The sequence below is a fragment of the Aeromicrobium sp. CTD01-1L150 genome, from assembly GCF_041951745.1.
GTDB lineage: Bacteria > Actinomycetota > Actinomycetes > Propionibacteriales > Nocardioidaceae > Aeromicrobium.
In genome coordinates this window covers 440,091-453,463 of record NZ_CP169555.1, presented here as the reverse complement: position 1 = coordinate 453,463, position 13,373 = coordinate 440,091, and the positions used below count along the sequence as shown (strand labels likewise).

Here is a 13,373-nt window from a genome sequence, read left to right as displayed (position 1 = left end):
ATGTGGACGGTCGAGGGGTCGACCACGCGCCGGCCCCCGTCCATCGACACCGCCATCCATCGACGCCGACGATCTGCGCGGCCAGCGACCGCCGCAGCACGAACGACTGAGCCCCATCACGGGCCGAAACACCGGCCCGGGAATTCGGGCTGGGAGATCCGGGCTGAATGATCTGGGCAGGAAGACCGGGCCGAAACACCGACAGGAGCCACCATGCACGTCCTCATCGCCACCGACGGGTCCAAGCAGTCCATCGCGTCGGCCAGCTACCTGCGGTCCATCGTCGATCCGCAGACCGTCACCAAGGTCGCCGTCGTCGCCGTCGTCAGCCCGATGGCCGCCGTCCCCTTCGCCAACGACGACGAGACCCGGCAGCGGACCCTGGCCGAGATGTCGTTCCGCAAGGCTGCCGAGGCCGCGACACGACAGGTCGCCGAGGTCCTGGACGACTGGGGGCCGGCGGTCACCACGCACGTCTACAGTGGCTCGCCGCCCGCAGAGATCATCAAGGCCGCGAACCGCTTCGGCTCCGGGCTCATCGTCATCGCCAGCAAGAGCACGCGCACGCAGGCCGTGCTGATGGGCTCGGTGGCGCATCGCGTCCTGAACCAGGCGACCTGCCCGGTGCTGGTGCACCGTCCCGGGAACAAGCCCAAGCGGGGCCCCAGGAAGGCGGCGCAGAAGTCCGTCCCGAAGGTCTCCAGGAAGCCGAGGCCAGGCTCCGCCGAACGGCCCTGAGCGCCTGTTCCTTGACAGCGGGGCCTGCCCTCCATATATTCAACGCATGTTGAATAATGCCATCGAGGTCACCGACCTCCACGTGCGCAGAGGACGTCACGACGTCCTGCGCGGCCTCGACCTCACCGTCGAGGCCGGTGCCGTCACCGGTCTGCTGGGACCCAGCGGCTGCGGCAAGACCACGCTCATCCGATGCCTCGCCGGAACCCAGATGATCCGCTCGGGCACGGTCACGGTGCTCGGCGATCCCGCCGGATCGGTCGTCAACCGCGGGCGCGTCGGCTACGTCACCCAGGCCAGCTCGGTCTACCCGGACCTGACCGTGACCCAGAACCTGCAGTACTTCGCGACACTCGCGGGGTCCTCGGCCGCCGACATCCGTCGCACCCTCGACGAGGTGGGGCTGACCGGTCACGCCAGCGATCTCACCGGCAACCTCTCCGGCGGCCAGCGCACCCGCGTCTCGCTGGCCGCCGCCCTGCTGACCCGCCCGGCCCTCTACCTGCTCGACGAGCCCACGGTGGGCCTCGATCCCGTCCTGCGACGCGACCTCTGGGTGCTCTTCACCGGCCTCGCCGCCGACGGCGCCACACTGCTCGTCTCCAGCCACGTCATGGACGAGGCAGCCCGCTGCGACCGCGTCCTGCTGATGCGCGAGGGCGCCGTCATCGCCGACGACACCCCCGACGGCCTGCGCGCCCGCGCCGGCTCGTCCGACCTCGAGCAGGCCTTCCTCACGATCGCCGAGGAGCGTGCATCATGAACCGGAGCCTCGGAACCACCATGCGCGTGCTGCGCCAGCTCAGCCACGACCACCGCAGCGTCGCGCTCATCGTCATCCTGCCCTCCGTCCTGCTGTGGCTCTTCAGCGAGGTGCTCGCCCACTCCCCCGGCGCCTTCGACCGGGTCGGACCGATCATGCTCGGGCTGTTCCCGTTCATCATCATGTTCCTCGTGACGTCCGTGACGATGGTCCGTGAGCGCACCTCGGGCACGCTGGAGCGCATCCTGACCACGCCACTGCAGCGCTGGGAGCTGGTCACCGGCTACGCCATCGCGTTCGGCCTCGCGGCCCTGGTCCAGGCCACGACGAGCGCGGCGGTCGCCATCTGGCTCCTGGGACTCGACCTGCCGTCACCACTGCTGGCCGTCAGCCTCGCCGTCCTGATCGCAGTCCTCGGCAGCGTGCTCGGCCTCTTCACGTCGGCCTTCGCCCGCACCGAGTTCCAGGCGGTCCAGTTCATGCCGCTGGTGGTCATCCCGCAGATCCTCCTGGGCGGAGTCCTCGTTCCCCGCGACCAGATGGCCCGTGCGCTCGAGCTGTTCTCCGAGGTCCTCCCGCTGAGCCATGCCACCGACGCACTCGCCCTCATGGCCGCCGACGACGTCTCCCGGGCGTTGGGCATCGACGTCACCATCCTCATCGGCTTCTGCATCGCATCGGTGACACTGGCTGCTGCCACCCTGCGTCGCCGCACGCCGTAGATTGGCCACATGACACAGGCACGTCGGCGCCGGGGCCGCCCCACTGGCGCCGACGTCGCCGACCGACGCGACGCCCTCCTGCAGGCGGCCCGCGAGCAGTTCGCCGCCAAGGGCTTCGCCGGGGCGTCACTGCGCTCCATCGCGGCACAGGCGGGGGTGGACGCGAGTCTGGTCGGACACTACTTCGGCGACAAGCAAGGGCTGTTCATCGCCACCCTCGACCTCCCGATCAACCCCTTGGAGAAGCTGCGGGCCGTCGTCGAGCCGGGCCCGGACGGTCTCGCCGAGCGCCTGGTTCGGACCTTCGTGACCAGCTGGGACCCCCATGCCACCGCCTTCGCGGCGTTGGTGCGCAGCGGACTGACCGGCGACCCGGCGAGCCCGGCGCCGGCAGCCGACATCGTGCGCGCCGTCCTGCGCGACGTCCTGACGGTTCAGCTCGAGGGCGACGACCGTGAGCTGCGTGCCTCGCTCGTGCTCAGTCAGATGCTCGGGCTCGGCATCGCCCGCTACGTGATCTGCGTGGAGTCACTCGTCTCGGCCGACGTCGAGGACGTGGTGCGACGCTACGCGCCGGGGCTCCAGCAGCTGGTCGACGGCGACGGCCCGTGACCAGCCCGGACTCGGGCAGTACTAGCCGATCGGGTCGTCGGTGACCAACGGGCGCCCCTCGTCGGTCTTGGTGACGGTGAACGCATCCACGACGTCGCCGGGCTGGACGCCATCGGTGGGCTCCGCCCCGACGGCCGCGGCGACGGAGCGGTAGACCAGACGATCCTGCTCCACACGGATGCTCTGGTAGGTCGAGACCTGCTCCAGCGCCGTGACCCGTCGTGCGCCGTTGCGAGTCCAGTTGTTGCGGTCCTCACCGTCGGCCTCGTAGTACTTGCTTCCGGCGACGGAGACGACGTAGGCCGGCCCCGCCACGCCGTCGTCCTGCTCGTTCTCGGCGACGTGCCCGCGGGCATAGCCGTGGTCGTGTCCCTGCAGCACGAGGTCGACGCCGTGCTTTTCGAGGATCGGCAGCCAGAGCGTCCGGGTGGCGATGTTGTCGCGTCCGGGCCGGAAGGAGAACAACGGGTAGTGGAAGGTCACCACCGTCCAACGGTTCGGGTTGTCGCGCAGGATCCGATCGAGCCACCCGGCCTGGTCGGGCCCACCCAGGGGCGCGTTGCCGTTGAGCGAGACGAACCGGACTCCCTGGTGGTCGGTGTACCAGACGTCCTCATCGCGTAGCACCGGTCCGTTGTCCGGAAAGGCGAAGTGCGCGCGATACTGCTGCAGGCGCAGGTCGCCGATGTGCTCATGGTTGCCCGGCGTGGCGATGACCTGCTGCTCTCGGGCACGCTCACCGACCGCGTCGAACCAGTGCCCCCACTCGGCGTCGTCGTCGGCCTGGTTGACCAGGTCTCCGGCGTAGAGCGACGCGCGGGCATCGGGATGCTCCTCGAACGCCGCGCCCGCCACCTGCGGCCACACGGTGTCGAGGCCGTTCTGCGCGTCACCGAAGTACAGGAACTCCCACGGCTCCGCCCTGTGGTCCGCGGTGCGGAAGCCAGACCACGTCGACCAGCCATGACGGTCGTTGCCGACCCGGTACTCATAGCTCGTACCGGGTGTGAGGTTCTGCAGCGTCGCGGTGTGGTGCACGGCCGGGTCGAGACCACGCAGGCGGGCGCGGGCGGTCTGGTCCGCCGCGACCCGCCGTACGCCGTCGGCGCCGGCCTCGCGCACCTCGACGAGCCCCGTCCCGGCGTCAGGCTTGGTACGCCACGTGACGGACTGGCTGGTGTCGGGCGAGGCCGTCGGGTTGAGCACGATGCGGTCGGGCTCGGTCGAGGCAGAGGTGTCCGCGGCCGTGGGACCGACGAGGACGAGGGCCGCCACACTGGCGCAGACGGTGGCGGACAGGACGCGGCGGATCACGTGGCACCTCACGGGTCGGGGACGTCGACGGCCCTGACGGTAGTCACGCGCGACCTCCACCGGGTGAACGTCGAGTGAGCGTCAGACGGCGCGCGCGAGGACGGCGATGAAGCCCAGGAGGGTGACGACGAGGGAGACCGGGACGAGCCACAGCGCCGCGACGGTGACGGTGACGGTGGTGCCGATCTTGGGCGGGAGGAAGTAGCGCGCCCGCGGCAGGTCACCGATGCCGTCGATCCAGCGGCCGGTCATCCGGACCCCGCTCCACAGGCCACGCAGCCGGGAGAAGACCCGTGCTCCTCCCCCACCGCCGATCGCTGTCAGGACACCACGGGTCTCATCCACCCGGTCGCTCATGGCCACCGCGATGCCCAGCTCCGTGGCCAGGACCTCCGGCTCCTCGACCGCCCACAGGATGCGTCGACGACGAGCGCCGAACGCGCCCGAGACCACGGCCATCAGCAGGCCTACCACCAGCAGCACCACCCGGGCCGCGCCGTCGGCTGCCAGGCCCAGGGCGAGGGTCGCGAGGACGAAGGGCACCGGAATGACCAGCAGCGCCAGCGTCGGCAGACGCAGCAGCCGCACCGCGGGCACGATCACCCGCGTCGCGTGGCCGGCCGCCTCGGACGTCTGGCCGTCGACGCGTCCGGCCATCCTGCCCACGTTCTCGTTGGCCCGTGCTCCCCACGAGCGACGCTTGTCCATGCCCCCAGGGTAGGCGAGCGCACCATGGTCCTAGGCTGCGCTGGTGGCGATCATCCTCTCCCTGTTGTCGGCCGTCGCCTACGGCGTCTCCGACTTCCTGGGTGGGATCTTCTCCAAACGCGCGGGGCCGTGGCAGGTGGCAGTGGTCGGCCAGTCGTCGTCGACGCTGTGCATCAGCCTCGGCGCTGTGCTGCTCGGCGGCTCCCCACGGGCGCCGACTGGCTGTGGGGCGCCGCCGCCGGCCTCGGCGGCGGCATCGGCACCGCCTTCCTGTACCGCGGCCTCGCCGGATCACGGATGGGCGTCGTAGCGCCGCTGTCGGCCGTCACGTGCGCCCTGCTGCCGGTGGTGGTCGGCCTGGGGCTGGGTGAGCGGCCCGGGCCGCTCGCGACCGTCGGCATCGTCGTGGCGTTCCCGGCGATCACGCTCATCTCCCGCATGGTCGACGACGACCCGTCGCACCGTGGCGGCGTCGTCGACGGCACGCTCGCCGGCCTGGGGTTCGGGATGTTGTTCTCAGCGATCGGGCAGATCGGTGACGACGCGGGCCTGTTCCCCCTCATGCTCACCCAGGCGTTCTCGGTGGTGAGCGTGGTCATGACCGCGGTGGTACTGCGCCAACCGTGGTGGCCCGGGCGCTCGTCAGCGTGGCGTGCCGTGGTGATGGGGCCACTCGGCGCGTCGGCGACAGGGCTGTTCCTCCTGGCCACCGGGTACGGGCTGCTGTCGATCGTGGCGGTGATCTCCTCGCTCTACCCGGCCGTCACGGTGCTGCTGGCCTCGGCCCTGCTGAGGGAACGGATCCACCCCGGGCAGGGCGCGGGGCTGGCGCTCGCCGCAGCGGCCGTCGCCCTCGTGGCCTGGGGCTAGCCCCGGGATCTCAAGTGTGGGCGGTTCCGCTTCAGGTCCGCTCGCGACGCTGCTGGCGGCGACGCCGCGCACCGGGCCTGGTCCAGACGATCACGGCCACCGCCGCGACGACGAGCACCCCGAGGCCCAGGAGGCCGAGCAGCAACAGCTCCATGGCCGCACTGTACGTCGTGACGACCAGCCGCTACTTCAGGAACTTGCTCGTGGAGCGGTCCTTGAGCGACTTTCCGCCGGTCTGGCACGTGGGGCAGTACTGCAGCGAGGAGTCGCTGAAGGTGACCTCGGCGACGGTGTCCCCGCAGACCGGGCAGGCCTGCCCGGTGCGTCCGTGCACGCGCATCCGGGAGCGCTTGTCGTCCTTGAGCTCGGCAGCGGGCTTGCCGTGGGCCTCGGTGAGCGCCTCGGTGAGGACGTCTCGCACCGCGGACTCGAGCCGGGCGACCTCCCTATCGTCGAGGTCTGCCACGATGGCGAACGGCGAGAGCTGGGCGGCGTGCAGGATCTCGTCGCTGTAGGCGTTGCCGATGCCGGCGATGATCTTCTGGTCACGTAGGAACCGCTTGGCCTGCATGCGCCGCCCGTGAACGAGCGGCGCGAGCTCGAAGACGTCGGCGAGCGGGTCCGGTCCGAGGGCGGCGACACCGGGGACGTCGGTGGGCTCGCGGACGAGGTACATCGCCAGGCCCTTGCGGGTGCCGGCCTCGGTGACGTCGAACCCGACGTGGGGTCCGTCGCCGGCGTCGAGACGGATCCGCGCCGCGAGCGGACCGTTGCCCATCTTCAGCCGCTTGTCGGTGAACGCGTCGGCCCAGCGCAGCCAGCCGGCCTTGGCGAGGTGGATGACCATGTGCAGCCCGTCGACGTCGAGGTCGATGAACTTGCCGTGCCGCGCGACATCGGTGACCTGCAGCCCGGCGAGCGCGGTGACGGGCGGGTCGTAGGTCTTGAGCACCGAGAAGGACGCGAGCTCGACCTCGGCCACGACGGACCCGACAGCCTTCTCGCGCAGGAACGCCACGAGAGCGTCGACCTCCGGCATCTCCGGCATGGATCCACCCTAGTCCGCCCCGCTCGCGAGTCACTCCGTCACCGCCGAGGAGTCACTCCGTCACGCACCATGAGACCGCGTGACTCGCGAGTGGTCACCCAGTGACTCGCGGCGTGTGACGGAGTGACTCGCGGTGCTCAGTCGTGGCGGGCGTAGAAGCCTTCCATGGCAGGCCAGGACGTGCGCTGGGCGGCGCGGCCGGTGAGCACACCCAGGTGACCGCCGGGGGCCTGCACGAGCTGCGTGTCTGGAGCGTTCGTCACGAGCTCCAGGAGGTGCTCGACTGCCGGCAGCGGCGCCAGGGTGTCGTCGAGGCCGGCGACGACGAGCACCGGCTTGTCGATGTCGGCCAGGTCCACGACCCGACCGCCCAACGCCATGGTGCCCGACGCGAACTCGTTGGACCGCATCACCACGTGGTACAGCTGCCCGAACGTCCGCCCCGGGTAGGCGTACATGTTGTCCATGAACCGATCGACCGCCTCCAGCTGCGCCAGGAAGTCGCGATCGTCGGCCCGCGCAAGCATCGAGAGCGGCTTGGTGAGGTAGCGGTCCAGCGCCGAGATCTGAAAGCCCAGCCGTGTCAGCGTCGCCGGCACCCCGCCGATGCTGCGGTAGGCAGCGCCCACGAGCGGGCCGGCGACGACGTTGACGGGTCGCGCGAGCGCCAGCAGCGGCACCTGGCGCAGGTCGAACGGGCTGGCCACCGCCGTCGCGCTCAGGATCGGCAGGCTCGGATCGGCCGCCGTGGCGAGGATCGTGAAGATGCCGCCCAGGCTCCACCCGGTCAGGTGCACGCCGGGGGCATCGACGCCGGACGGGGAGCGACGCTCGGACGCCGCGTCCTCGACGACGTGGCCGATGGCGGTGGGGATGACCGTGTCCACCCAGTGCTCGATGCCCTGGTCCTTGTGCTCGAAGCTCACCGGGCCGTAGTCGATGAGGTAGACAGGTCGTCCCTCGTGGACGAAGTACTCGACGACACTGTTGTCGCGCCGCAGGTCGAAGGCCAGCGCGGGTGCCGCGAGCGGCGGGACCAGCAGGAGGGGCTGGCCGTGCTGCTCCACCCCCGGCACCGGGTCGTACCGGTAGAGGGAGGCGTGCGCCGTCACCTTGACGAGTGTGCGCGGGGTGGCGCGCAGGTCGGCGATCCGGCGACGTCGGACCTTGTCGTTGAGGTTGCCGGCGGCCGCTCTCAGGTCGCGCGGCACTCGTGGGCTGAGGAGGGACACGGCACCAGAGTGTGCCATGACCAGCCCGTCGGGACCGGCCGCGCCAGCTCACCAGCGGTCGTCAGTCCCAGCCCTTCGCCCACTCGACGACGGCCCGCACGGTGACGTCCTCATCGCCTGCCAAGGCGTCCAGGACGTGGTCCGGTACGACAGGGTTGGCCGCCACCCATCCCCGAACCCCCGCGTCGGCGTCGGTGGACAGCCGCTCGAGAACGTCGCCCGGCGTCCGCTCGTTCCGGGCGACGCAGCACCGCACCGACGTCTCAGCGTCGCCCGCCAGCTTCTGCAGGACGTCGGTCTGGGCTACGTAGGACAAGCCAGCGCTCTCGCGGACCCGCACGTCGCCAGAACCCGCCATCGCCTCCACCCTCGCGACCTTGGCCGGTGTGACGTCCGGGGAGGCGAAGGTCGAGACGGGGCGTGGGTCGGCCGCCGCCTCGCGGACGCGACGCAGCTGCTCCGGCGTGAAGAACCCCACGCAGGACATCTACGCTCCATTCCCGGCGGAGGTGGCAAGCCCCTTCTCGTCGGGCAGGGTGCGACTACGAACCAGCACGCGCGTTCACCTCGTAGGAGGTGTTGATCGACTCGAAGAAGTTGACCAGCTGCAGGGTGTCGTTGGCCGTCGCCATCCACTTGGCCGGGTTGGCGACGTTGTAGTGCGGACCGAAGCCCAGCTCGTCGAGTCGCCGGTCGGCCAGGTAGCGCACGTACTGGTTGATGTAGTCGGCGTTGAGCCCGAGGATGCCGCCCGGCAGCAGATCGCGGTTGTAGGCCTCCTCCATCTCCACGGCGTCGAGGATCATCTGCTTGATCTCGGCGGCGAACTCCTCGGTGGCGACGTCGGGGTTCTCCTCGAGCACCGTGAGCACGAGATTGATGCCGAACTTCAGGTGCAGGCTCTCGTCGCGCACGATCCAGTCGATGAGCGAGCCGAAGTTGCGCAGCAGGTTCCGCTGCCTGAAGCTCAGCGCCACCATGAACCCGGAGTAGAACCAGATGCCCTCCAGGATCACGTTGTAGGCGATGAGGTTGCGGACGAAGTCCTGCTTTCCCTCGGTGGTGGTGATGTCGAGGGTCTGCTCGGTCATCCGCTTGATGAAGCGGACCTCGAACTTCTCCTTTGCCGCCATCGACGGCACGCCCACGTGGGACTCGTAGGCCGCCGCGCGGTCGATCGGGAAGGTCTCGAGGACGTACTCGAAGCTCATGCAGTGGTTGGCCTCCTCCCACATCTGCTTGGCGAGGTAGAGGTGGCACTCGGCGGCGTTCACGTACGGGTAGACGCCGAACGCCAGGGCCTTGTTGACGAGCAGCTCGTTGGGGTTGAAGTAGCTCATCAGGAAGGTGAGCGCATGACGTTCGTCGTCGCTCATCTTCTCGAAGTCACCGAGGTCCTCACCGAGCTGGATCTCGTTGGGGAACCAGGTGTTCGCGACGGCCTGGTCGTACAGCTCCATTGCCCACGGATAGGTGACGGGCTTGAGCAGTAGTCCTTCTTCGATTCCGGTGCCGAGGATCGGCATGGGGTCTCCTTGGGGGTCGGGACGCGTTGGGCTGACGTTCGATGTCGACGCGTCCGGCGTGTCTTTCAGAACATCGAGCTCAACGGATCGTGGCTACTGGCAGGAATCGCACTGCAGGCGTTCCTGGGGGTCGATGGGGCAGGCCTGCCCGTCGATGACGTCGAGCTCCTGAGCCTCATCGGGCACCACGGACTGCTCGGCCGCCTCGACCGGAGCCTTCTCGGTGGCGGTGGCCGCACCGAAGCCACGTCTGGCACCACTGGCCGCACCGAAGCCACGGCGCCCGCCCGAGTCCGTCCCGGTGGAGGTCTCTCCGCCTGACAGGGACGCTGCCTTGTTGACCTTGAGCGTCGACTGCTCGGCGGTGTGGCGCGGCATCATGTGCAGGTAGTACGTCGTCTTGACGCCCATCTTCCAGGCCGCCGAGTAGAGGTCGACCATCTCGCCGACGTCGCGGCTCTGTAGGTAGATGTTGCGGCTGATCGCCTGGTCGATCCATTTCTGCGCCCGCGCGGCCACCGTGAGGAAGGCGTAGGGCGAGAGCTGGAAGCTGGTCTTGTAGATCTCGACGAGGTCTGCCGGGACGCCCTCCACCTTGGACAGGTCGCCCTGGTGGCGCAGCAGGTCCTCACGGACCTTCTCCCACAGGCCGAGGTGACGCAGGTCGTCGACCAGGTTGCGGTTGACCTCCAGGAACTTGCCGGCGCTCGTGGCACGGCTGAAGATCTGGCTGAACTGCGGGTCCAGACCAGGTGTGGTGCCAGCCACCAGGCCGATCGACGCGGTGGGCGCGATCGCCATCAGCGTGGAGTTGCGGATTCCGCCGGCGACCTTCTTGCGCAGCAGGTCCCAGTTCATCCGCGACTGGCGGGAGACGTCCACGGCGAGGCCCCGGTCGGCCTCCAGGAGGTCCAGGGAGTCCAGCGGGACCAGGCCCTCGTTCCAGCGCGACCCCACGAAGTTCGGATAGGCGCCACGCTCGCGGGCCAGCTCCGCCGAGGCATCGATGGCGTGCCAGGAGACGAACTCCATGATCTCGTCCATGAGGTCGTAGGAGGGTTCGCTCTCGTACGACCAACCGAACCGCTCGACGACGTCGGTGAAGCCCATGACGCCCAGGCCAAGCGCCCGGTTCTCGGAGTTGGAACGCTCGGACTCCGGCACGGAGCTGACCGTGATGTCGATGAGGTTGTCGAGCTGACGCACGGCGAGGCGGGTCGACTCCGCGAGCCGCTCCCAGTCCAGCTGGACCGGTTCGTGTGGGTCCTGACGTCGACCCGTCACGTGCCGCGCCAGGTTGACCGAGGCCAGGTTGCAGACACTGACGTTGTCGCGGTCCTGCGGCAGGCAGATCTCGGTGCACAGGTTGGACAGGTGGATGGTGCCGGTGTTCTGGTTCAGGGCACGGGTGTTGATCGTGTCCTTCCAGGTCAGCCACGGGTGCGACGTCGTCTGCAGCGTGGTGAGGATGGCGCGGAACTGCTCACGCGCCTTGATCTTCTTGTGCCGCAGCTCACCCGCATCGGCCATGGCCGCGTACTCGGCGTAGCGCTTGCTGAACGCCTCACCGAACAGCTCGGGCAGGTCGCAGACATCCAGCGGGTCGAAGAGGTACCAGTCGGCGCCGGTCTGGACGCGCTTCATGAACTCATCGGAGATCCACACCGCGGTGTTGGCGGTGCGGGTGCGACGGTAGGGGTCTCCGGAGTTCTGGCGCAGGTCGAGGAACTGACCGAAGTCCAGGTGCCAGTTCTCCATGTAGAAGCACAGCGCGCCGAACTTCTTGCCGCCACGGCTGACCGCGCGCAGCGTCGAGTCGATCGTGTGCATGAACGGGATCGGCCCGGTGGACGTGGTGTTGTTGGAGCGGATGGGCGAGCCCTCGGCACGCAGCTGGGTGACCGACAGGCCGATGCCGCCGGTGCCCTTGGTGAGCCACATGACGTCTCGCACGCTCTTGGCGATGTGCTCGATGTCGTCCTCCATCTGCATGACGAAGCAGTTGGAGAGCTGGCTGTAGGAGGTGCCCGCGTTGACGAGCGTGGAGCCGGCGGCGAGGTACTCCAGGTGCGACATCTTGTCGTAGAAGGAGAGGGCCGCACTGGTGGGATCCTCCTCGTTGAGCGACAGCCCCATGGACACGCGCATCCAGAAGAACTGCGGAACCTCCAGCGGCGCGCCGTCGGGCTCGGTGAGCATGTAGCGGTTGCGCATCGTCTGTGCACCGACGTAACGCAGCAGGTCGTCGCGGTCGGGGTCGAGCGCGGAGCCGAGTCGCTCGAGGTCGAAGGCCTCGCCGAGCCGCTCGTCGAGCAGGCCGAGCTCTACGCCACGCAGGATGGAGCGCACGAAGGCCGGCCCGTGGAAGCTGTAGACCTCATCGCGGGTGACGCCCTCGCCGAAGACCTTCTTGTAGAGCGTCTTGATGAGCAGCCGCGACGCGATGGTGTCGAAGGCCGGGTCGTCCTTGACGTTCTGCAGCGCCACGCCGATGACGGCCTCGTCGAGCTGCTCGCTGGTGATGCCGTCGAAGAGCGTGATCTCCAGCTCGGAGCGGAGCTGCGTGGCTCTCGCGAGCTCGTCGTCAAGACCTTGGGCGGCCTCGGTGATGCTCTGGGCGATCTCGTAACCGTCGTACGCTGCGCGGGTTCCGTCCCGCTTGATGACTGTGATGGCCATCGGTCCACCCCTCGTGAACGATGTGGATGCGATCCGCAGCTCACGAGTGGTCAGGAGACGGTACGCCCGAGGGCTTCGATCCCCTGGCCTTCCCACGAGGCCGCGGACCACCGCGACCGTCGGGGCCGCGGTGCACTGGCAGGTCTTCGGACTCGTGGGCCAGAGGGAGTCTGTCGACTCTTCTCGCCTACTGGGCGCCGCTTCCCGGATCCTCAGACCCAGTGCTGTGTGGCGCTGTTCGTTCCCACTCACCGCTGCGGGGGCAGTCCCGGACTCTCACCAGGTTCCCTCTTGCGACGACGCCCTCTCGATCCTGCTGATTGGGCGCCGAACCAGCTGCATGAACCACCATATACCCCGAATGACACCGATGTAACCCCCTACATGTTGTGCCACTCAGGCAAAGGTGCCGAATCCACTCAAGAAGGCAGACTGGGCTCTGCTCCCCGCCTCGACGAAAGGCCTGACATGCCGGACCACCACGAGAACTCCTCCTCGCCCCTGCGCGCGGTCTACGTCAACTGCACGCTCAAGCCGTCGCCCCAGCTCTCGCACACCGAGGGCCTGATGGAGACGAGCGCCGACATCCTGCGTGCCGAGGGCGTCGAGGTCGACCTCATCCGCGCGGTCGACCACCCGATCGCGCCCGGCGTGCAGCCGGACATGCGTGAGCTGGGCTTCCCGGACGACGCGTGGCCCGACCTGTACCCGCGCGTCCTCGACGCAGACATCCTGGTGCTCGGCACACCGTTGTGGCTGGGCGAGAAGTCCAGCGTCTGCAGTCGCGTGGTCGAGCGGCTGTACGCGCTGTCCGGCGAGCTGAACGCCAAGGACCAGTCGATCTTCTACGGCAAGGTCGGCGGCATCGTCGTCACCGGCAACGAGGACGGCATCAAGCACGCCGGCATGAACCTGACCTACTCGCTGCAGCACCTCGGTTACATCGTGGGGCCACAGATCGACGCGGGCTGGGTCGGCGAGGCGGGCCCGGGGCCCTCCTACCTCGACGAGGGTTCCGGCGGACCGGAGAACGACTTCACCCGACGCAACGTGCGGATCATGTCCTGGAACCTGATGCACGTAGCGCGCCTGCTGCGCGAGGTCGGCGGCCTTCCGGCCGTCGGCAACACCCGCACCTGACCCGACGGGCGCGTCAGGTAC

At 68.9% G+C, this 13,373-nt stretch carries 14 protein-coding genes and 1 riboswitch; of the genes, 6 read left to right on the top strand and 8 right to left on the bottom strand.

The annotated features are described in order from the left end of the window. The first annotated feature begins 213 nt into the window (after positions 1-213). Genes ACEVFP_RS02200 through ACEVFP_RS02185 form a run of 4 tightly spaced genes read left to right on the top strand, consistent with a single transcriptional unit; the run spans position 214 to position 2,835 of the window. On the top strand, positions 214-738 hold the full coding sequence (locus tag ACEVFP_RS02200) for a universal stress protein (RefSeq protein WP_375001711.1): 525 nt from the start codon (positions 214-216) through the stop codon (positions 736-738). Between the two features lie 46 nt (positions 739-784). Beyond that, on the top strand, positions 785-1,501 hold the full coding sequence (locus ACEVFP_RS02195; protein WP_375001710.1) for an ABC transporter ATP-binding protein: 717 nt from the start codon (positions 785-787) through the stop codon (positions 1,499-1,501). Then, entirely contained in the window at positions 1,498-2,223 is a 726-nt protein-coding gene (locus ACEVFP_RS02190) for an ABC transporter permease (RefSeq protein ID WP_375001709.1), read from the top strand. Before ACEVFP_RS02195 ends, ACEVFP_RS02190 begins: the two co-directional genes overlap by 4 nt. A 9-nt stretch (positions 2,224-2,232) precedes the next feature. Then, positions 2,233-2,835, top strand: a complete 603-nt coding sequence (locus ACEVFP_RS02185; RefSeq protein ID WP_375001708.1) for a TetR family transcriptional regulator — start codon at positions 2,233-2,235, stop codon at positions 2,833-2,835. A 21-nt stretch (positions 2,836-2,856) separates the two neighbouring features. Here ACEVFP_RS02185 and ACEVFP_RS02180 read toward each other — a convergent pair whose 3' ends face one another. Together ACEVFP_RS02180 and ACEVFP_RS02175 are read right to left on the bottom strand one after the other, a co-directional pair. After that, positions 2,857-4,149 (bottom strand): fibronectin type III domain-containing protein, encoded by a 1,293-nt coding sequence (locus ACEVFP_RS02180; RefSeq protein ID WP_375001707.1) that lies wholly within the window; start codon positions 4,147-4,149, stop codon positions 2,857-2,859. Positions 4,150-4,230: 81 nt separating this feature from the next. After that, the gene (locus ACEVFP_RS02175) at positions 4,231-4,857 is read right to left on the bottom strand and encodes a hypothetical protein (RefSeq protein WP_375001706.1); all 627 of its coding nucleotides are present in this window, start codon (positions 4,855-4,857) and stop codon (positions 4,231-4,233) included. 168 nt (positions 4,858-5,025) lie between these two features. Between ACEVFP_RS02175 and ACEVFP_RS02170 the strand changes: the two genes are divergently transcribed. Continuing rightward, entirely contained in the window at positions 5,026-5,727 is a 702-nt protein-coding gene (locus tag ACEVFP_RS02170) for an EamA family transporter (RefSeq protein WP_375001705.1), read from the top strand. Between the two features lie 31 nt (positions 5,728-5,758). Here the strand turns inward: ACEVFP_RS02170 and ACEVFP_RS02165 are convergent, their stop codons facing one another. The 6 genes from ACEVFP_RS02165 to ACEVFP_RS02140 form a co-directional block, all read right to left on the bottom strand. After that, complete coding sequence (locus ACEVFP_RS02165; protein ID WP_375001704.1) at positions 5,759-5,881, bottom strand: hypothetical protein; 123 nt, start codon at positions 5,879-5,881, stop codon at positions 5,759-5,761. 30 nt (positions 5,882-5,911) lie between these two features. Next, on the bottom strand, positions 5,912-6,775 hold the full coding sequence (locus tag ACEVFP_RS02160) for a DNA-formamidopyrimidine glycosylase family protein (RefSeq protein WP_375001703.1): 864 nt from the start codon (positions 6,773-6,775) through the stop codon (positions 5,912-5,914). 137 nt (positions 6,776-6,912) lie between these two features. Beyond that, complete coding sequence (locus ACEVFP_RS02155) at positions 6,913-8,007, bottom strand: alpha/beta hydrolase (protein ID WP_375001702.1); 1,095 nt, start codon at positions 8,005-8,007, stop codon at positions 6,913-6,915. Between the two features lie 61 nt (positions 8,008-8,068). Beyond that, positions 8,069-8,494: a hypothetical protein gene (locus tag ACEVFP_RS02150; protein WP_375001701.1), complete on the bottom strand. Its 426-nt coding sequence runs from the start codon at positions 8,492-8,494 to the stop codon at positions 8,069-8,071. A gap of 55 nt (positions 8,495-8,549) precedes the next feature. Continuing rightward, positions 8,550-9,533, bottom strand: a complete 984-nt coding sequence (locus ACEVFP_RS02145) for a ribonucleotide-diphosphate reductase subunit beta (protein WP_375001700.1) — start codon at positions 9,531-9,533, stop codon at positions 8,550-8,552. A 93-nt stretch (positions 9,534-9,626) separates the two neighbouring features. Beyond that, positions 9,627-12,212 (bottom strand): ribonucleoside-diphosphate reductase subunit alpha, encoded by a 2,586-nt coding sequence (locus ACEVFP_RS02140; RefSeq protein WP_375001699.1) that lies wholly within the window; start codon positions 12,210-12,212, stop codon positions 9,627-9,629. Between the two features lie 119 nt (positions 12,213-12,331). Then, positions 12,332-12,564: riboswitch (cobalamin riboswitch) on the bottom strand. Positions 12,565-12,680: 116 nt separating this feature from the next. On the opposite strand from ACEVFP_RS02140, the gene ACEVFP_RS02135 reads away from it, so the two are divergent. Continuing rightward, entirely contained in the window at positions 12,681-13,352 is a 672-nt protein-coding gene (locus ACEVFP_RS02135; RefSeq protein WP_375001698.1) for a flavodoxin family protein, read from the top strand. Positions 13,353-13,373 lie beyond the last annotated feature (21 nt).